The 18,757-nt window shown below is 64.7% G+C and carries 17 protein-coding genes and 1 pseudogene; 9 read left to right on the forward strand and 9 right to left on the reverse strand.

Going from position 1 to position 18,757, the window contains the following annotated elements:
• Nucleotides 1-2 precede the first annotated feature (2 nt).
• The 7 genes and pseudogenes from IEW02_RS24245 to IEW02_RS24270 all read right to left on the reverse strand — a co-directional run bounded on the left by IEW02_RS24245 (nucleotide 3) and on the right by IEW02_RS24270 (nucleotide 6,458).
• Entirely contained in the window at nucleotides 3-1,628 is a 1,626-nt protein-coding gene (locus IEW02_RS24245) for a fatty acyl-CoA synthetase (protein WP_188547902.1), read from the reverse strand.
• Complete coding sequence (locus tag IEW02_RS25505; protein WP_371829997.1) at nucleotides 1,625-2,119, reverse strand: aromatic-ring hydroxylase C-terminal domain-containing protein; 495 nt, start codon at nucleotides 2,117-2,119, stop codon at nucleotides 1,625-1,627. Before IEW02_RS25505 ends, IEW02_RS24245 begins: the two co-directional genes overlap by 4 nt.
• A 177-nt stretch (nucleotides 2,120-2,296) precedes the next feature.
• A pseudogene (locus IEW02_RS25510) lies at nucleotides 2,297-3,397 on the reverse strand (FAD-dependent oxidoreductase); the annotation flags it as partial.
• Nucleotides 3,398-3,402: 5 nt separating this feature from the next.
• Nucleotides 3,403-4,065, reverse strand: a complete 663-nt coding sequence (locus tag IEW02_RS24255; protein ID WP_188547906.1) for an RraA family protein — start codon at nucleotides 4,063-4,065, stop codon at nucleotides 3,403-3,405.
• Nucleotides 4,062-4,724, reverse strand: coding sequence for an RraA family protein (locus tag IEW02_RS24260; protein ID WP_188547908.1), 663 nt, complete (start codon nucleotides 4,722-4,724; stop codon nucleotides 4,062-4,064). Before IEW02_RS24260 ends, IEW02_RS24255 begins: the two co-directional genes overlap by 4 nt.
• A complete protein-coding gene (locus IEW02_RS24265; RefSeq protein WP_188547910.1) occupies nucleotides 4,721-5,704 on the reverse strand; it encodes a DODA-type extradiol aromatic ring-opening family dioxygenase in 984 nt (327 codons plus the stop codon). Before IEW02_RS24265 ends, IEW02_RS24260 begins: the two co-directional genes overlap by 4 nt.
• A gap of 112 nt (nucleotides 5,705-5,816) precedes the next feature.
• Nucleotides 5,817-6,458 carry a 4-carboxy-4-hydroxy-2-oxoadipate aldolase/oxaloacetate decarboxylase gene (locus IEW02_RS24270; protein WP_188547912.1) on the reverse strand — a complete coding sequence of 214 codons (642 nt, stop codon included), beginning with the start codon at nucleotides 6,456-6,458 and terminating at the stop codon, nucleotides 5,817-5,819.
• A 245-nt stretch (nucleotides 6,459-6,703) separates the two neighbouring features.
• Between IEW02_RS24270 and IEW02_RS24275 the strand changes: the two genes are divergently transcribed.
• The 7 genes from IEW02_RS24275 to IEW02_RS24300 all read left to right on the forward strand — a co-directional run bounded on the left by IEW02_RS24275 (nucleotide 6,704) and on the right by IEW02_RS24300 (nucleotide 15,851).
• Complete coding sequence (locus IEW02_RS24275) at nucleotides 6,704-8,080, forward strand: MFS transporter (RefSeq protein WP_188547914.1); 1,377 nt, start codon at nucleotides 6,704-6,706, stop codon at nucleotides 8,078-8,080.
• Nucleotides 8,081-8,156: 76 nt separating this feature from the next.
• Nucleotides 8,157-8,882: an alpha/beta hydrolase gene (locus IEW02_RS24280; protein WP_188547916.1), complete on the forward strand. Its 726-nt coding sequence runs from the start codon at nucleotides 8,157-8,159 to the stop codon at nucleotides 8,880-8,882.
• A gap of 153 nt (nucleotides 8,883-9,035) precedes the next feature.
• On the forward strand, nucleotides 9,036-10,007 hold the full coding sequence (locus IEW02_RS24285; protein ID WP_188547918.1) for a PDR/VanB family oxidoreductase: 972 nt from the start codon (nucleotides 9,036-9,038) through the stop codon (nucleotides 10,005-10,007).
• A 26-nt stretch (nucleotides 10,008-10,033) separates the two neighbouring features.
• The gene (locus IEW02_RS24290) at nucleotides 10,034-11,242 is read left to right on the forward strand and encodes a cytochrome P450 (protein ID WP_188547920.1); all 1,209 of its coding nucleotides are present in this window, start codon (nucleotides 10,034-10,036) and stop codon (nucleotides 11,240-11,242) included.
• A gap of 1,532 nt (nucleotides 11,243-12,774) precedes the next feature.
• Nucleotides 12,775-13,293, forward strand: coding sequence for a restriction endonuclease (locus IEW02_RS25280; protein ID WP_042574318.1), 519 nt, complete (start codon nucleotides 12,775-12,777; stop codon nucleotides 13,291-13,293).
• Nucleotides 13,294-13,315: 22 nt separating this feature from the next.
• Nucleotides 13,316-13,789: a helicase-related protein gene (locus IEW02_RS25285; RefSeq protein ID WP_229746300.1), complete on the forward strand. Its 474-nt coding sequence runs from the start codon at nucleotides 13,316-13,318 to the stop codon at nucleotides 13,787-13,789.
• A gap of 1 nt (nucleotide 13,790) precedes the next feature.
• A complete protein-coding gene (locus IEW02_RS24300) occupies nucleotides 13,791-15,851 on the forward strand; it encodes a heavy metal translocating P-type ATPase (RefSeq protein ID WP_082518146.1) in 2,061 nt (686 codons plus the stop codon).
• Between the two features lie 102 nt (nucleotides 15,852-15,953).
• On the opposite strand, the gene IEW02_RS24305 is transcribed toward IEW02_RS24300, so the two are convergent.
• Nucleotides 15,954-16,589, reverse strand: a complete 636-nt coding sequence (locus IEW02_RS24305; RefSeq protein WP_042574315.1) for a DUF305 domain-containing protein — start codon at nucleotides 16,587-16,589, stop codon at nucleotides 15,954-15,956.
• An 84-nt stretch (nucleotides 16,590-16,673) separates the two neighbouring features.
• Nucleotides 16,674-17,102 carry a hypothetical protein gene (locus tag IEW02_RS24310; RefSeq protein ID WP_162245349.1) on the reverse strand — a complete coding sequence of 143 codons (429 nt, stop codon included), beginning with the start codon at nucleotides 17,100-17,102 and terminating at the stop codon, nucleotides 16,674-16,676.
• Between the two features lie 96 nt (nucleotides 17,103-17,198).
• On the opposite strand from IEW02_RS24310, the gene IEW02_RS24315 reads away from it, so the two are divergent.
• The gene (locus IEW02_RS24315; protein ID WP_371829995.1) at nucleotides 17,199-17,525 is read left to right on the forward strand and encodes a hypothetical protein; all 327 of its coding nucleotides are present in this window, start codon (nucleotides 17,199-17,201) and stop codon (nucleotides 17,523-17,525) included.
• Nucleotides 17,526-17,803: 278 nt separating this feature from the next.
• The gene (locus IEW02_RS24320) at nucleotides 17,804-18,709 is read left to right on the forward strand and encodes a LysR family transcriptional regulator (RefSeq protein ID WP_229746301.1); all 906 of its coding nucleotides are present in this window, start codon (nucleotides 17,804-17,806) and stop codon (nucleotides 18,707-18,709) included.
• The last annotated feature ends 48 nt before the right edge of the window (nucleotides 18,710-18,757 follow it).

Raw genomic sequence — 18,757 nt, forward strand, 5'->3', positions numbered from 1 at the left:
GGTCATCTCTCCGTGGTTGCGAGGTCGGCTGTGGTTGCGAGGTCGGCTGCGGTTGCGAGGTCGGCGAAGGTGGTGCGTAGGTCGCGCTTGAGAATCTTTCCGCTCGGGTTCTTCGGCAAGGAGTCGACGATCACGACGTGTTTGGGAATCTTGAAGCCCGCTAACCGCTTTGAGCAATGCGCGCGCACCGACGCCTCGTCCAGGACGGTTCCCGGCTTGGCCACGACCACCGCACAAACGGCCTCGACCCACTTGGGATGCGCGATCGCGAAGACGGCGACCTCGGCGACACCCGGATGGAGATAGATCGCTTCCTCGACCTCGCGGCTGGCGACGTTCTCCCCGCCGGACTTGATCATGTCCTTCTTACGGTCGACGATGCTCAACCTGCCGTCGGCGTCGAAGTAGCCCAGATCACCTGAGTGAAACCAGCCGCCGCGGAACGCTTCCGAGGTGCGCGCCGGATCACGCCAGTAGCCGAGGGTGGCTTGTGGACTGCGGTGAGCGACCTCCCCGATCTCTCCGACCGGAAGAACGGTGTTGTTCTCGTCCACGACGACAGTCTCGACGTTGAGCACCGGGCGGCCGGCGGAACCAGGATGACTCACCTGATCATCGGGACCGAGGATCGTTGCGACCGGGGCCAATTCGGTCTGTCCGTAGAAGTTCCACAGCCGCACGTCTGGTAAGCGCTCGAGAATCTCTCGCAGCACTTCGGCGGGCATCGCGGATGCGCCGTAGTACCCCTTGCGAAGAGACGACAGGTCCGTTCGATCGAAGTTCGGAGATCGCAGCAGCGAGATCCACACCGTCGGTGGTGCGAAGAACTTGGTGACACCATGGGTCTCGATCGCCGCCAGGATCTTGTCGGGGTCGGGCGCGGGAAGGATGATGCTCGTTGCTCCGAGGTAGATGTCGGGGCCGAGGAAGCAATCGAGTTGCGCGCAGTGATACAGCGGCAAGGTGTGCAGATCGACGTCCTCGCTCGCCATTCCGCCATCGATGATGCAACTGGTGTACTGCGCTATCAGCGCGCGGTTGGACAACAGTGCGCCTTTGGGACGCGACTCGGTACCCGATGTGTACATGATCCGTACCGGATCATCGTCTCCGACAACCACATCGGGAGCGACGTCGCCTACCCTGAGCCAGGACTCGAATGGCTCCCAGCCGGTGTGGTCGTCGGTGGCCCCGATGACTGCCCTCGCCGCCAGAGGCCGATCGTAGACGGCGAGTGCTCGCTCGGCAGCCGGTACGAACGCCGGTTCGGTGACCATGACTGCGATCTCGCTGTTGCCGAGGATGAACGCGATCTCGTCTGCGGTGAGCATGAAATTGATCGGGACGAGGATGACACCCAGCCGCGCTGTGGCGTAGGTGAGCACGACGAACTGCCAATTGTTGCGCGAAAGAATCGCAACTCGATCGCCGCGGCGGACACCACGGGCATGGAGTGCCCCGGCGACCACATCGACCGAGGTGTCGAGTTCGCGGTAGTCGATGACGCGATCGCCGCTGACGAGTGCCGTCTTGGTCGGGACTCGCCTCGCGGTGCGGTGCAGGACGTCTGCCACCGAATGTCGACGGGCGGAGATCACGTCATCGATCACAGGGACCGAGTCGTTCATGCCAGCGCTCCTTCCGTGCGTGTGAGTGTGTGCAGCGCAGCAGCAAGGTCGGATCCCGGTTCGGACGGCAGTGTCATCGCCCGCCATGCAACATGGCGGTCGGGACGAACGAGAATTGCACCGCCGGAATCCACTTCGCGTAGTCGTGTCCAACTTCCCGGCCGTTCGTCCGAGCCGTCTCCGCCGATGGCGACGACCTCGACGGGCAAGTGTCGTGCGGCGACGGCATCGGTCCAGATCTGTGCGGTCCGAGGATCGACGAGCAGGGTGAACCGCCGGCGATCTATCAGATCGAGAGTCGATCCGGCCGACGCGCTCTGGTCGATCCGTGCGTGCGGCAGATGGTGGCCCGGCCGGCTGGTCGGAATGTAGTCCCGTAACGGGTTGCTCGGGACCGGTGGGGCGCTGCCGTCGGGGACGACAGCGCCTTCCGAATAGTGAAAGCCCAGTTCGACATTGAGCTGGCCGTAATCGTCTGCGTTGGAGGCCACCGCATCGGCGACATCGGCGCGGCGCCGCTCCCCTTCGGCATCCGGTGCGAGCCACGCGTCGATGGCGGCCCAGCCCTCGTCGGTCGAGATGCCCGCACTCAATCCCAGTGCTGCTGCGACGCGTCGATGACCGCCGACGTTCTCCAGCGAATGACGGACGTTGAACAGGCCGACCGGGCGGCGCTCTGCGTCGTAGGTGTCCAGCAGTTCGTCGCCGGCGTGCCCGCGCAGTACCTGATACAACTTCCAGACCAGATTGTCGACGTCTTGCACCGCGGTATTGAGTCCGAGCCCACCGGTCGGCGGATGGCGGTGGGCCGCATTGCCCACCAGGAACACGTCGCCGACACGGTACTGCGCGGCAGTCACTCCTTCGAACTCCCAATGGCTGATGGCGTGGACATCGAAGCGCAGATCCGGGATACCCAGCATGTCCCGGACACGAGCGACGAGGGTGTCGGTGTCCTTGGCTGCGGGGTCTCCCCAGGAGAACGCCTGGTGGAATGCCCACTCGCGAGATTCTGTCCCCCACGTGTCGGGCCCCATGGCGCAGATGCTCCCTCGAAAGGAACCCGAACCACTGGGATCGACGAAGTAGTAGAGCAGTACCTGGTCGTCGACGGCCCATGAGGACAGGTCTGCGGTGACGTGCATGCTGACCATGTCCAGAAGCTGTGTCGGCCCTTCCATCGACACGCCGAGCAGTGTCGAGCACACTCGCCCACCGTCGGCGGCGATGACGTAACGAGCTCGCACCGTATGCGTGGAACCCGAAGCTATCTCGACTATGTCGAGCTCGACATAGCCATCGCGTTGCCGGAGGTCACGCACCTCGTGTCCGTAGTGGATCTTGCCCGCGCAGTGCAGGTCTGCGTGTGTCCGGAGCAGCGGGTCGAGGCGCATCTGCGGAACGTTGGCGTATCGATTGGGGCTGGCTGCTGCATACCGCTCGCGGTCCGCGCCCCCTCCCCAGGCGTCGATGTGGCCAATTTCCTTGCCTTGTCCCGGTCGGTCGCCGGCGAGCGAGGTGTACCAGCCGACACGGTGCCATCGGTCCTCGGGCGGTGACAGGGCGTACACGTCGTCCGCCACCCCCATCGCGTCGAAGATCTCCATCGTGCGCTGGTTGAGCAGGTGTGCTCGCGGAAGGTGCGACGTGGTGGCACGTCGCTCGTAGACGGTGACGTCGATTCCCAGTTGCGCGAGTTGGATCGCGGCCGTCAACCCCGCAGGGCCACCGCCCACGATCACGACATCGGCGATGTCGGCGAGAGCCATGCCGGTCAGCCTTTCCGTCGGGTCTGCAGAGTGTGGTATCCGTGCGCGCGGCGCGCGTCGGTCAGCGACTGTCCTGATCGGACGGCGCGTCGAATGACGTCCTCGGTGTCGCGAATTCCGGACGCGAGGTCGATGACCTCGCCGACCCGGCCGAGCGGGATGGAGACGACCCCGTCGGCGTCGCCGACGAGCCAGTCCCCTTGTTCGACCCGTACCCCGCCGACGGACACCGGCACGTTGTAGCCGTCCACCCGTACGCGGTCCTTGCCGGTTCGCATCCACCGCGAACGGCTGAACACCGGGTAGTTCAGCTCTACTGCGCAATCGGAGTCACGGCACACTCCGTCGATGACGGTCCCGGACACACCGCGATGAGATGCGGTCGCGGTGAGGAGATCACCCCACACTGTCGTGTCGAGGCGCCCCGCGTTGTCCAGGACGACAACGGTGCCGGGGTCGAGGTCGTCGATGTAGTCACCGACTGTTCCGCCATCGTCCCCCACCGGGACATAGCGAACGGTGAAGGCCCGACCGACGAGACGAACCGTGCGATCGAGGGGGAGCAGCCCCGCGCACTGTCCGGCGAGGCCGAGTTTGTCCAGTGCGTCGCTGAGGTGACTCGTGTCGAGCGCGGACAGGTCTTCGGTGATCTGCGCATGGTCGGTCATCGGCTTGCCTCTCGATCGAGCATGGTTTCGTAGTCGGCGCTCATGACAGTCGCCATCGATTCGCCCTCTCGGACACGGGCGAGCATGAGGGCCTCCTTGGCGGCGATCCTCTCGGCAATGGCGAGTACCTCGTCGATACGATCGCGCGGAACGAAGACCACTCCGCTGCCGTCGGCAAGTACGTAATCGCCCGGTTCGACTCGGACGCCGGCGATCTCGACCGGCACATCCCACGCTCGTTCGACGATGCGTGTGCGTGCGGTGACGGGTACCGACGTCGCCGCGTACACGGTCAGTCCGAACTGGCGGGCCTCATCGAGGTCCCGTACTGCACCGTCGACGATCACGCCTTCGCTACCGCGAGCGACGGCTCCGGCGGACAGCACGCCGCCCCAACCCGCGACGTGTGAGCGTCCGTGATGCGCGACCACGATGATCGTGTCCGGTCCGGAGGCATCTACTGCGGCGGTGCACAGATGCCTCGGCGCGGCGCCGGCACCCTCTGCTTCGACGAGATCGACAGTCACGGCGCGTCCCGCGATCCGACGCTCACCGGACACCGCATGCAGACCCAGTGCCGCACCCGGTAGTCGTAGCGCGTCGAGCGCGTCCGAGACCGCACAGGTGTCGAGCGCGGCAAGCCGTCCGCACTCGCTCATGTCCAGAGCCCGAACGCGAGACCGATACCGGTGCCGGCGGGACTACGCCAGGCGGGGATGTATTCGCTCCAGCGGTGGTCGAGGTCTTGTGCTGCGCCGGCAGCGGCGATCCAGTTGCGAACCTCGGACGTACCGGAGTTCAGCTGCTCGACAGGCAGAGCGCGCAGAGTAGCTTCGTCGTGGTCGATCATGGCGTCGAGGATGCGACGGTCGAGCTCGTCGTCGACCACGAAGTGGCTCAACCCGCCCGAGGCGACGACGGCGACTCGAAGGTCACCGGGCAGAGAGTCGACCGCACCGGCCAGAGCACGGCCGAGGTCGTAGCACCGGCCGGGTGTCGGCTGATTGGGCGGGAAGTATGTGTTGATCAGTACCGGCACCATCGGAATGGTGACGTTCTTCAGCATCTTGCCCACCACCCACGCGAAGGCGTGGCCGAAGCCACCTTCGGTCTCGGTTTCCGAGCTCGACGCAATGTCGAAATCGCGGGAGATCAACTCCTCGATGACGTGGAGCGCGGCCGTCGGATGTGCAGGGTATATCTCGCCGTCCATGCCGAGGTTGCGCTGTACCTGGCTCAGCAGAGCGTTTCCCATCTCGATCGGCTTGTGCGTCTCGATCTTCTCGCCGTGATACACCGCGATCGCAGGCTGGTTTCGGGCCGTGAACAGTTCCTCCTGATCATCGCCGATGACGATGAGCAGGTCGGGCTCGAGCGCGATCAGGTCCTTGCGAAGGCGGTCCACACAGGCCGATGCTGCGTCGTACTTCGCGTTCCAGGTCTGGAGGGACAGTTCGTCGTCGTATCGGCCGTCAGCCGCGGCGACGAGTTCCTCGAAGGTGCGAACAGCTCCCCGGCGGTCGTACAGGTCGTACTCGCCTGCCGCGTCGTTCTCGGCACGCAGATTCCACATGCGCTCTGGCTCCATGCCGAGCATCGGGCTGTGAGAAGTGCCGACGACGGCCACGATTCGACTCATCGTGCATCGACCTCGTTTTTGACTGTTGTAGCGTGAAACATGAACACGGAAAACCTCTTTCGTGAGTGAGACACACGGCGTCGGTGCACCGACCACCGGCGGGAAGGGGATGTCAGCGGGGCAAGGAGTACAGGTCGAGGGTGGAGGCGCCGGATCGAATCTCGGCGATGATCGCGGCCTCCTTCTCCTCACGCTCCCGCGAGGCTTTCTGCACCTCGGGCCACTGATCTCGGGGGATGACCACGACACCGTCGACATCACCGACGATGACGTCGCCGCGAGCAATTCGGTAGGCGCCCAGTCGAATCGGGCCACCCAGCCTGCCCGGTGCATCGGGATCCTTGATGGTGCCGTTGATGCAGATCGACGAGGAGAAGACGGGAAAGCCGACCTGCGCGAGAGCGCCCACGTCTCGGACACCTCCATCGAGAACCAGTCCGCCCAAGCCGCGGGCGCGCGCGGCTTCGCTGAGGATCTCGCCCCAGTAGCCGTACTCCGCGCCGGCGGTCGTCTGAACCACCAGCACGTCTCCCGGAGACGCTTCGGCGACAGCGCGGTGCAGCCACAGGTTGTCCCCCACCGGACACAGCACCGGGTAGGCGGGGCCGTAGATCTCCGCACCGTCGTAGGCGGGCCGAATCCGGGCCGGAAGCGCGCCGATCCGGCCGGCCGCCTCGTGCGCCGTGGCAGCGGAGAAGCGTTCGGTCGGGGTCGCGCCGGTGGCTGGTGTGCGTTCGGCAGCTGTCACAACCATCGATGTGTCTCTCTTTCGTGGGCGTCGATCACAGACGACCGACCGTGTGATCTGAACCATACGCTGCATTCAAGATTGAATGCAATAGCTCTGAGCTGCAGTTATTTAGATGACAAGGTCGGCACAACTGTCTATTGCATTCAATATTGCATGTGATGTACGTTGCTCGCAGCCGACAAATGTGAGTCACATCACGCGTCGAGTAGCGGCCGCAACGCCGTCGCTGATCCTCGAAAGGACTGCCCATGAGCACCCTCGGACCAGATCGATCACCCTCGTACGTCCGCCGCGTCGCACTGTCCAGCTACCTCGGGACGACGATCGAGTACTACGACTTTCTCCTCTACGGCACCGCCGCTGCCCTCGTGTTCAATCGAGTCTTCTTCTCGAACCTGAGCCCGGTCGTCGGCACTCTCGTCGCTCTCGCGACATTGGCCGCCGGCTACGCAGCCCGGTTCGTCGGCGCCATGGTCTTCGGGCACTTCGGAGATCGCTTCGGCCGAAAGAACGTGATGGTGGTGACCATGGTCACGATGGGAATCACCAGTGGTGTGATCGGCCTGTTACCGACCTACGACCGCATAGGCGCGGCGGCACCGCTGCTGCTCGTCATGTTGCGCCTGGTGCAGGGCTTCGCGGTCGGCGGCGAGTACGGCGGCGCGGTACTGATGGTGTCCGAGCATGCGAGTACTGAAAAGCGAGGCCTTGCAAGCAGTTCTGCCGCAATGGGAGCCCCTACCGGATCGGTCCTCGCCACCGGAGCCATGCTGTGGGTTGCCTCGCTGCCCGAGGATCAGATGCTCAGCTGGGGCTGGCGGGTGCCCTTCTTGTGCAGCTTCGGCCTGCTCGCTCTGGGCATGTACTTCAGGGCCCGCATCTCCGAAAGCCCGGTCTTCGAGGACAACCGCTCGGCCACGAAGGCTCCCGCACAGGGAACCCCGATCCTGGCCTTGACCCGTTCCGAGCCGGCCACGCTGCTGAAGTCGATCCTGTTTCAGATCGGACCGTATTGCGGGATGGGCGTTTTCGCGATCTTCTTTCTCTCGTACACGCCGACGATCGGGCACTCACGCTCCGCTGCTCTGACCGCAGTACTCCTGGGCACCCTGTCGAGCATCGTCATGACGCCGGTCTATGCCGCGCTCTCAGACAAGATAGGACGTCGCCCGGTCATCATCGCCGGGATCTCTGCAACCGCAGTCCTGGCCTTTCCCATCTTCCACCTCGTCAACACGGGTAGCACCGCGACGATGGTCATCACCGTGTCGCTCTATCTCGGATTCGTGATGACGTCGGTCAACGGGGTCGCACCGGTGATGCTCACCGAATTGTTCCCGACCGAGGTCCGGTACACCGCAGTGTCCACCAGTTACCAACTTGCGCAGACCATCGGTTCCGGATTCTCCCCCCTCATCGCTACAACGCTGCTCGCAGCCGCGGGCGGCGGCACGAACACCTGGCCGATAGCGCTGTTCCTGGTGGTGATCTCGGTAGCGAGTGCATGGGCCGCCCTGTCGTTGCCCGAGCACTCCGGCCGTGACCTCGACGCTGTCCGGGCAGCGCGCCCGGCCGCGACATCGAACAGAACAGTCACGGCGGCCGTCGATCACTCACGCGGTTGACCACTGCAGCTGTGGCGACGTGAGTACACAAGCCTTGCACTGGAACCATCCCCTCACCCCTAGGAAACGGACTGTCATGACGCACAATCAGAAGAATCCGACCGTAGTTCTTGTTCACGGCGCGTGGCACGGCGCGTGGGTGTGGGACGACCTCCGAGCCGAGATGACCGACCACACTGTCGACGCTGTCGAACTCCCCTCCTCCGGGCACGACCCTGCGAAACTCGGGTCGTTCGACGACGACGTCGACACCATTCGCTCGATGGTCCGATCGATCACCGAACCGGTGGTCGTGGTCGCCCACTCGTACGGAGGACTTCCGACAACCCAGGCGTTGTGCGGCTTGGACAACGTCATCGGGGTGGTGTACATCGCGGCATGGGTGCTGGACGTAGGGCAGTCCGTGGCGAGCCTCGCCGGGGAGCACGGACTTCCCGACTGGTGGGATGTCCACCCCAGCGAGGGGTACGTGGATGCACTCCGCCCGGAGGAGATCTTCTACCACGACCTCCCTCCGGAGCGAGCCGCGGAATACGGCCGACGACTGACCCACCAAAGTCTCGATTCGGCCGCACACCCTTTGCGGGATGCAATCTGGAAATCAGTTCCCACCAGCTACATTCTCTGCGAGCAGGACCGTTCACTGGATCCTTCGATACAACAGTCGATGAGTGAACACACGGGCAGGACAACCAGATTCGACACCGGGCACAACCCGTTTCTCTCGCGACCCGCTGCGGTGGCCGAACAGATCCGACAGGACACCGCTGCATTCCTGACACAGTCTGTCCTCGCGCCATGACGGCAGTGCTGGTCCACCGAAACGGGCAGCACGGCGTCGCTGCCGGCCGGACGTCACACGAAAGGCGACGCCTGTTCCCGAGTCTCTCATCGCACGATCCAGGTCTTTCGACTTGATCGCTTCACATGTTTTCGAACACCAGGGGGATCCGACATGGACCTGAAACTCCAGAGCAACGTGACCGCGCAGTCGCCCTATGTCGTGAGCGAAAAGAATACGGTCGCAGGGAATGTCGTCGCCCTGACGCTCCGCCACGCTTCCGGACAACGACTGCCGGACTGGACGCCTGGCTCGCATATCGACCTGATATTGCCGAACGGAATGACCCGTCAGTATTCGTTGTGCGGAGATCGGTGGGACCCTTACAGCTATCGCGTGGCAGTTCTGCGAGAGAGCGAGGGACGCGGCGGATCCGCTCTGATCCACGACCACGTGAAAGTGGGAGACCATATCGGCATCGGAGGACCGAGGAACAACTTTCCGATGGTGCCCTCACAGAAATATGCGTTCATCGCCGGAGGCATCGGCATCACGCCACTTCTGCCGATGATCCGGCAAGCGCAGGTACTCGGCGCGGAGTGGCGACTGCTCTACGGTGGGCGCACTCGCCGAGCGATGGCGTACCTGGACGACATCTCTCATATGGGTGGCGATGTCACGATCGTCCCGGAGGATCGCGGTGGCCTGCTTCCTCTGGCCGAGTGGATATCGGAGAAACCCGGTTTCGACACGAAGTTGTACGCATGTGGGCCGGGCCGACTCCTCGATGCAGTGGAAGCACTCTGCACCGGCAGGCCGCTCGGTACGCTCCGCACCGAGCGCTTCGTCCCGAGAGAACGCAGCGCCCCGGTCCGCAATGCGCCCTTCGACGTCGAACTCGCCCGTTCAGGCCGAACCGTGACGGTCCGGCCCGGTAGCAGCATCCTCGACGCCGTCCGCGCGTGCGGGGTGAACGTTCTCTCCTCGTGTCGCGAAGGAACCTGTGGTACGTGCCAGGTGACTGTCCTCGCGGGACGTCCCGACCACCGAGACTCGATTCTCGATGACGACGAACACCGTTCGCAGACTTCGATGTTCGTGTGCGTCTCCAGTTCCTGTTCCGACAAGCTCGTGCTGGACCTCTGAGACAACAGCAGAAAGGGCGTGACCGTATGTCTACATCCTCCCGAGCGCCGGTGAGCGACGCAGACCCGTACGACCTCGAGATCCTGGCCGATCCGTCCACATTCCATCGCCATCTGCGAGAGACCGGCCCGGTCGTCTATCTCGAGCGCTACGGTGTCTATGCGATGGGTCGATTCGACCACGTGAGTGCAGCACTCACGGACTGGCAGTCGTACCAATCGTCAGCCGGCGTCGGCATTGCGAACTTCCGTTTCGAGAAGCCCATCCGACCGCCGAGCCCCCTTCTCGAGGCAGACCCGCCTCGCCACGATGCGCCTCGCCTGGTGCTGTCGAAGATTCTCGGAGCACCAGCCGTCCAGCAACTTCGAGCAAGCTGGTCGATCGCCGCCGAGAGCTTGGTGGACGAACTACTCTCGGACTCCACGGAATTCGACGGAATCGATGCTCTTTCGAACGCGCTGCCACTGAAAATTTTTGCCGACGAGATCGGCATACCAGATACAGGTCGTGAACATCTCCTGCCGCTGGGCGACTTCGTGTTCAACTCCGTTGGACCTCTCGACAGCGCGCTGATGAAAGCCAGTGCACAGAAGGTCCACGAGGCTGGGTCCGTGGAGTGGACGATGGCTCACTGCCGACGCGAGAACCTCACAGACAACGGTTTCGGCGCGCAGGTGTGGTCCGCTGCCGACCGCGGGGACATCACCGAACAGCAGGCGCCGATCCTTGTACGGTCCCTGCTGTCAGCTGGGTTCGACACCACGGCGAGTGGTCTGGCGGCAGTTCTGTACGCCCTCGCATCACATCCTGAGCAATGGATGCGTCTGCGCGACGACCCCACTCGAGCACGCACGGCGTTCGATGAAGCAATCAGATGGGATTCTCCTGTTCAAACCTTCCATCGAACGGCGACGCGCGACATGTCGATCGACGGCACAGATGTGCCGGACGGAGCCAAAGTCTTACTGTCTCTGGGTGCAGCGAACCACGATCCCCGTCGGTGGGATTCGCCCGACAGCTACGATCTGACCCGAGATCCTTCAGGACATGTCGGTTTCGGGATGGGAATCCATCGATGCGTCGGGCAACATGTCGCCCGACTGGAAGCCGAAGTCCTTCTGACAGCCTTGGCCGCGAGGATCTCCACGATCAGCCTTGCGGGCGAAACCGAGCGACATCTCAACAACACGATGCGATCCTGGAGATCCCTGCCGCTGCGCGTGTCACTGAGATAGGGACCAGCTCATCGGCGCCTTCGCCACCGGCGCATTCGCATTGTCCACCAGCACCATCTGGTCGTTCGCCGACACCATGGGCGGATGGCGCCGTTCTTGCGGCGACGACCTTCTCGGCCACGACACCGTCTTCGGTCTGAAGGACTCCCTGGTCAAGGACTTCGTCGAACAACCCGTCGGCACAACGACTCCCGACGGCGAGACCTCGCCGAGGCCACCGCAACGGTGCAGCCGTGCCGGGCGGCGAGGATCCCGATGGCGATGTTCACCGCCTCGCTGTCCTGGTGTCGCCGGACGAGCGTGTCGGCGGCCACGGTGCCCTGCCGAGCATCCGAGCGAGTCGGTCGATCATGGAGTGGGTGACGTGGTCGTCCCCGAGAGTCTGTGCGGTGACCTCGTCCGGCGGTAGAGCTGCGGCGCCCAACGAGGCACGTTTGTCGCCATTCTCGCCAGTGACACAAAATCTGCTGTTGCACAACGGTTTTCAGACACCCGATCAACTATGCCGTGGCGAATGATTGCCAATGGTCACAGCAACGACCACCCACATGGCTCGGCCCGGTGACTGTCGGTTGATCCAGGCTCCGGCAATCGAACGTCGCACGTCCACTGACGTCCGCACACGTCCACGCCCTTGGCAACCGGACGTGAAGCGAGTGGTTCCCGTCCACGGAAGTCCGCGGGCATCCGCAGACTGTCGTGGACTCTTCGGTGTCGAGGTCCACCCACCACCACCGACGTCCACCCGAGTCCATCGAACGAGTTACGAATGAGTTGTGACAACTCGTGACATCGAGCCGCATTTCGGCAGTTCTCGCAGGTGACCGGACGCACCTGGACCGTGGCGGACCTGCACGGACGTACAGGCGGAAGTCGTGAAACGAGAGGTCAGATGGGGCCATTTCGGAGCATTCGTGCTGCTCAGAGGCATATCGAGAGCCCCCTTTCGGGATTGAACCGAAGACCGCTCGCTTACAAGGCTTCGACGGCCCGATCAGGTGAATTCACCTGGACTCACGAAACCCGGTCTGAGCTGCGCGTTCGTCCATCAGCGTCCGCCCCGGTCCACCTCCGTCCGTCCCGACTTGTGACACTCTCGTGACACCGAGAATCCCCTACGTCGAACTCGACTAGTCCGTATTACCCTGGTGGACATCGTATCTCGTTGATCGACAAAGCAGCAGACGCGGGTCCAGCCGCATGACAGTTGCGGCCACGCGTCAATGAGTCGCGACTCGGCTTCACGATCGCGTCACTAGCAAACGCGGCTGAACGAAGGCCCACACCGGCCGAGTGCAATGCGTGGGAACGACCTCACCTCCGAGGACAACCCGCCAAGCTCGACCGGAGGTCTGCCGGAGCCGCAGAGGACGCTCGTCGGAAGCACTCGCGCCAGCTCACTCAACTAGTTTGATCCGCGCAACTCCTGGGTGGTGTGGCGCAGGATCTGCGCCCTAACGGTCCCGAGGAGTCATTCGAGTAGTTACGCGAGGGCGACAAACCAGTCGGTACGGCCAGCTGAAGTTCTCGGAATGGGCACATTCGCTGCCCTTTACGACACCTGCTCCGAAAACAATCACATTCGAGGCAGGCAGTTCGAGCGCATCTGCAAGTGGTACCTCGAGAACGACCCGTACTACCGACACACGGTTCGGGAGGTTTGGCTGTGGGATGACTGGGATCACAGGTGGGGCAGCGACGCCGGCATCGACCTCGTGGTCGAGGACAGTGTCGGGAAGGCCTGGGCGGTGCAGGTTAAGGCGTACAGCCCCGATCACGCCGTCACGAAGCGCGACGTCGACAAGGTCCTCTCCGAGTCGTCGAGGAAGTGGTTCGACTATCGCCTTCTCATCGCTACCACGGACCGGTTACACCACAGCCGGATCGGGCTGGCCGAAGCCATGCGCAAATATGACCTCCGCCGGGTCATCGCTTCCATTCGCGGGTGCTGCGAGCACAGAGATTCGCCGCCGAGATGCCCGACGTTCTCGACTGGATGCCTGCAGAAGAACGACCGTCCGGAACATTGTGACCGGGTTCGCCTCCGGTGATATGTCGTCCGTTGAACGCCACGTGAAGCTTCAGCGTCTCCGCCAACTCGACGACGACGAACGCGGCGTGCTGGCCAACGCCAGATGGCTCGCCGAGGGCGTCGACGTCCCCACCCTCGACGGTGTCGCCTTCATCGACCCACGAGGCTCGGAGGTCGACATCGTTCAGGCGGTCGGGCGGGCAATCCGGTTGGCCGAGAGCAAAACCGTCGGCACCATCGTGATCCCGGTGTTCATCGATACTGCCGCAGAAGGGTGCGGAATCGCGTCAGCTGCACGATCCGATGCGTGCAGGAACCGAGACCGAGTGAGACGGCACACCTTCCCACAGCCGACCGAGCGGCGTATGGTCTTGACTACATACCCCCTGGGGGTATCGACGCGGAGCAGGACACAGCGGGTAGCCGACCGCAGCGATGCGATTGACTACGGCACGTCCGAATCTCCGACCGGTACAGGGCATCGCACAGCAACACCTTTGAAATTGAGGAATTGACATGATCGAGTCATCACCGGCCACCGTCCGGACGGACAGTTCGCACGATCACGACCATCACGACATGGCCGGCGGCCACGGAGGCCACGGCGATCATGCAGGCCAGTTCCGCAGGTTGTTCTGGGTGATGGTCGTCTTGGCGGTTCCGGTGATCGCAGCGTCGGACATGTTCGCGATGATCCTCGGGTATTCACTTCCGCACAGCTCCTGGATCGGGTGGGTGTCCCCCGTGCTGGGCACAGTCATGTTCGTGTGGGGTGGCTCCCCGTTCCTCACCGGTGCCGTCAGCGAGATACGCGGCCGCACACCGGGAATGATGCTGCTGATCGCGTTGGCGATCACCGTCGCGTTCGTCTCGTCTCTCGGTGCGAGTGTCGGTCTACTCGATCATCAGCTCGACTTCTGGTGGGAGCTGGCACTGCTGATCGTGATCATGCTGCTGGGGCACTGGATCGAAATGCGCTCACTCGCGCAGACGACGTCGGCCCTGGACTCGCTGGCCGCGCTGCTCCCCGACACCGCGGAGCGGGTCGACGCCGATGGTGAGGTGACCGTCGTGGATCCGGCGCAACTGCAGGTCGATGACGTGGTGGTCGTGCGCCCCGGCGGCCGGGTCCCGGCCGACGGTGTCGTCGTCTCAGGGGCCGCGAGCATGGATGAGTCGATGATCACCGGCGAGTCCCGCACCGTGCGCCGCAGCGACGGGGACACCGTCGTCGCCGGCACTGTCGCCACCGACTCCGGGATCCGCGTGAGGGTGTCCGCCATCGGCGAGGACACCACCCTCGCCGGCATCCGGCGCCTGGTCAGCGACGCGCAGAACTCGACGTCGCGGGCGCAGCGGATCGCGGACATCGCCGCGGCGTGGCTGTTCTGGTTCGCCCTCGGCGCCGCCGTTCTCACCGCGGCCGCCTGGACCCTCCTCGGCTCCCCCGACGACGCGGTCGTCCGCACGATCACCGTCCTGGTCATCGCCTGCCCCCACGCGCTGGGCCTGGCGATTCCGTTGGTGGTGTCCATCGCGACCGAACGTGCCGCACGCGGCGGCGTCCTGATCAAGGACCGCCTCGCGCTGGAGTCGATGCGCACCGTCGACACCGTGCTGTTCGACAAGACCGGCACTCTCACCCGCGGCGAACCCGCCGTCACCGACGTCGAGGCCGTGGACGGGCGCACCGTCGAGGAGGTTCTGGCGCTGGCGGCAGCTGCGGAAGCGGATTCCGAGCACCCGTTGGCACGCGCGATCGTCGCCGCTGCTGAGGGCCGTCGGCTCGATATCCCGTCTGCGCAGGACTTCCGGTCCTCACCTGCGGTCGGGGTGTCCGCGGTCGTCGACGGCGCCGCCGTACGGGTGGGTGGTCCGGCGATGCTCGAGCAGGAGCGCCGGGCCGAGCTCGGTGTGGCCGATCGGTGGCGGCGGGACGGGGCGATCATCCTGCATGTCGTCGCCGACGGCGCCGTGATCGGAGCGCTGAAACTGGCCGACGAGATCCGCCCCGAGTCCCGCGCCGCGGTGGCCGATCTGCACGCCCAGCGGGTGCAGGTGGTCATGATCACCGGCGACGCCGACGCGGTCGCCGCCTCGGTCGCCGGTGAGCTCGGTATCGACCGCTACTTCGCCGGGGTGCGCCCGGAGGACAAAGCGCAGCGGGTGGCGGACCTGCAGGACGAGGGCAGGAAGGTCGCGATGGTCGGTGACGGTGTCAACGACGCCCCCGCCCTCGCCCGCGCCGACGTCGGCATCGCCATCGGTGCAGGCACGGATGTGGCGATCGCGTCCGCGGGGGTGATCCTCGCCAGTGACGACCCCCGCTCGGTGCTGTCGGTGGTCGATCTCTCCCGCGCTGCGTACCGGAAGATGAAGCAGAACCTGTGGTGGGCCGCCGGATACAACCTGCTCTCCGTGCCCTTGGCGGCCGGTGTGCTCGCACCCATCGGGTTCGTACTCCCGATGTCCGTGGGAGCGATTCTGATGTCCCTGTCGACGATCATCGTCGCCGCCAACGCCCAACTGCTCCGTCGACTCGACCTCCGGCCCGGCACTGGTACCCCGCGGGACTGACCTGCGGCCCTCCGATACGACGCAGCCCCGCACCGACATCGGTGCGGGGCTACGTCGTTCGTCGAGCAGGACCCGAAACTGCGGTACCGGCCGGGTTCTCGGTCAGCCCAAGAGCTGCTGCATGCGGGAGATCTCGGCGTTCTGCGTCTCGACGATGGTGCGGGCCATCGCGACCGCGTCCGTGTTGGAGCCGTCGGCGATCTCCTTCTCTGCCATCGCGACCGCGCCCTGGTGGTGGGCGATCATCATCGTCAGCCACTGGCGGTCGAAGTCAGCACCCGACGCGGCCATCAGCGAGTCCATGTCCTGTGGAGTCATCATCCCGCTGCCCGATCCGTGGTCCATACCCTCCATCGAGCTCGCGTCCGACGACGGCGCCGGCTGACCCCACTGCACCAACCACGACGTCAACTGCTCCATCTCGGGTTTCTGGGCGGCGGCGATCTCCCCTGCCAGGGCGACGATCTCCGGGTTCGTCGTGCGCCCGTCGACCATGGTGGCCATCTCGACGGCCTGCGCGTGATGGGGATACATCATCGACGCGAACATGACATCGGCGTCGGTGAAGTTCGCTGCGGGATCCGCGGACTGCGCCGACGAGGACTCCATCGAGGTGGACGAGCCCATCGAGTGGCCCTCCATCGACGTGCCCGATCCGTCGTCGCTACACCCTGCGAGGAGGGCGATGCCGACCGCCGCGGCGGCGAGGACGGTGGTTGTTCTTCTGTTGATGCGCATGGAAGTACTCCTGAGGTGTGACGAACGAGAGACGAGGTGGATCTGCCTGCGATCCGCCGGAGCACCGTGGCCCCGGACTCCCCGTCACACCCGAAGAAATACCGACTTGTCCAGTGAGTACACCGCCCACGGGGGCGCACGACCTGCCCGAGCCACGATCGCGACAACACGGTCGGACGCGGTGTCCAGTGTCGGCATGGACTCGGCGGTCACGGTCGGCACCGACATCGCAGGGAAAGACGTGACCGTCCCGATGCACGGATGCACCATGTCGTGACCGCTCGGGCACGGCACGTGCGCCGCCGCCGTCTCGGCGTCGACGGTGTGTGTGTCAGCAGAGTGATGGGCGACCACGCTGTTCGGCTGCCCTGGTGCGGGCATCGCGTCATGGGCCGCGGCGGTGGGGACGGGCAGGGTCGTGTGCATCAGCACCACGCCGAGCGCGATCAGAACCGTCCGAAGCACCGAGAGCGCAGACGAGGCCGACGATCGTCGCCGAGCACCGTCACGCACGTTGCCACCGTACCAAGCAATACCCCCTACGGGTATCACCGAGGCCGAAGGCAGATCCTGACGCGCCGCCGACTCGGCACACAGATCATGGATGTCATGGCCGCGGCGATGGTGCCGGTCATGATGGCCACTCTTGCCGTCGTCGTGGCGTCGCAGATCGACGCAGTCCGCTCCGAAGGCTCCCAGCTGATTGCCGCGGTGCCGATCTTCGCGGTGCCGATCTTCGTAGCGTTCCTGGTCATCATGGCGGTTGTCGGATGGGCGACGGCCAGAGTGACCCGCCAGGACGTCCCGGATGCTCGGGCCTCGACCTTCTCCGGCGCCACCCGATTTCGTTGGTCGTACTGCCGCTGGCGCTCGCGCTGCCACCAGCACTGTCTCTTGCTGCCGTGGTCGTGGTGTCGCAGACACTGGTGGAGCTGATCGGAATGGTCGCCTACGTCCGACTCATCCCCTGCCTTGTCCCAGCTCACGCTGCGAGAGCACCGGTGAAGTTCGAAACAACTCGCACGAACCAAGGCAATCCCGGGTGACGAGAATTGGATAAGTGCAGGTGGCGTCAGTGAGGGTGAACGAACCACGGGATCCAGTGCCGCGACCCCGTTCCACTTCCCGCGAGCACTGAGCTCGAATGGGGACTTTCCCGTCAAACGCGCCCGTGGCCCCGTGCCCACTACGATCGCAGTCTCTACGCTGGCACCGTGCCCCTGCCGACCCATGTGACCGACCTGATCAGCTACGAATTATTGCTGTCCGTCGCCGAGCTGGGAAGCATCGGACGCGCAGGGGCTGCGCATGGCATGTCGCAGCCAGCGGCGAGCGCACGCCTGAAAGCACTCGAAAGCCGCGTCGGGGCAGCACTCCTGCATCGCGGGCAGCGAGGTGCCACCCTCACCGCAACCGGCGAACTGGTCGCCGGCTGGGCCGAGCGCGTCATCGCCGAAGCCGCCGAGCTCGCCACGAGCATCGCAATGCTGCGCACCGACCGCCACAGCCACATTCGTATCGCCGCGAGCCTCACCATCGCCGAATACCTCATACCGCGATGGCTCATCACACTGCGCTCCCACGACACTTCCATCACACCGACTCTCACCTCCGGAAACTCTGTCGACGTAGCCGCATCGGTGCTCGACGGCCGCGCCGACATCGGATTCGTCGAAAGCCCCGATCTGCCCAGCGGACTCCACTCGAAGGACGTTGCCCGCGACGAACTCGTCGTCGTCGTCGCCCCCGATCATCAATGGGTTCGACGAACGATCACGGCGAGCGAACTGGCCGCGACACCGCTGGTCACCCGCGAACCCGGGTCCGGCACACGTCTCGCGCTCGAACGTGCGCTCCGGACTGCAGGCCCACTCGCCGCGCCACTGCTCGAGGTGTCCTCCACCACTGCCATCAAAGCTGCCGTCATCGGCGGCCTCGCACCGGCCGTACTCAGCTCCCTCGCGGTATCCGCCGAGATCGCCGCCGGAACACTGGCCCGCGTTCACACAGAGGGGCTCGACCTGCGCCGGTTCCTGCGTGCCGTGTGGCCCGCGGGCCGTGAACTGCGAGGACCGTCGAGCGACCTGCTCGTCGTCGCCCTCAGATCCCCGCAGTCATAACCTGAGGTTGGGACCGGCCAGGTAATCGGTGTCTACCGGTGACGACTG

This window comes from Rhodococcoides trifolii, from assembly GCF_014635345.1.
Classification (GTDB): domain Bacteria; phylum Actinomycetota; class Actinomycetes; order Mycobacteriales; family Mycobacteriaceae; genus Rhodococcoides; species Rhodococcoides trifolii.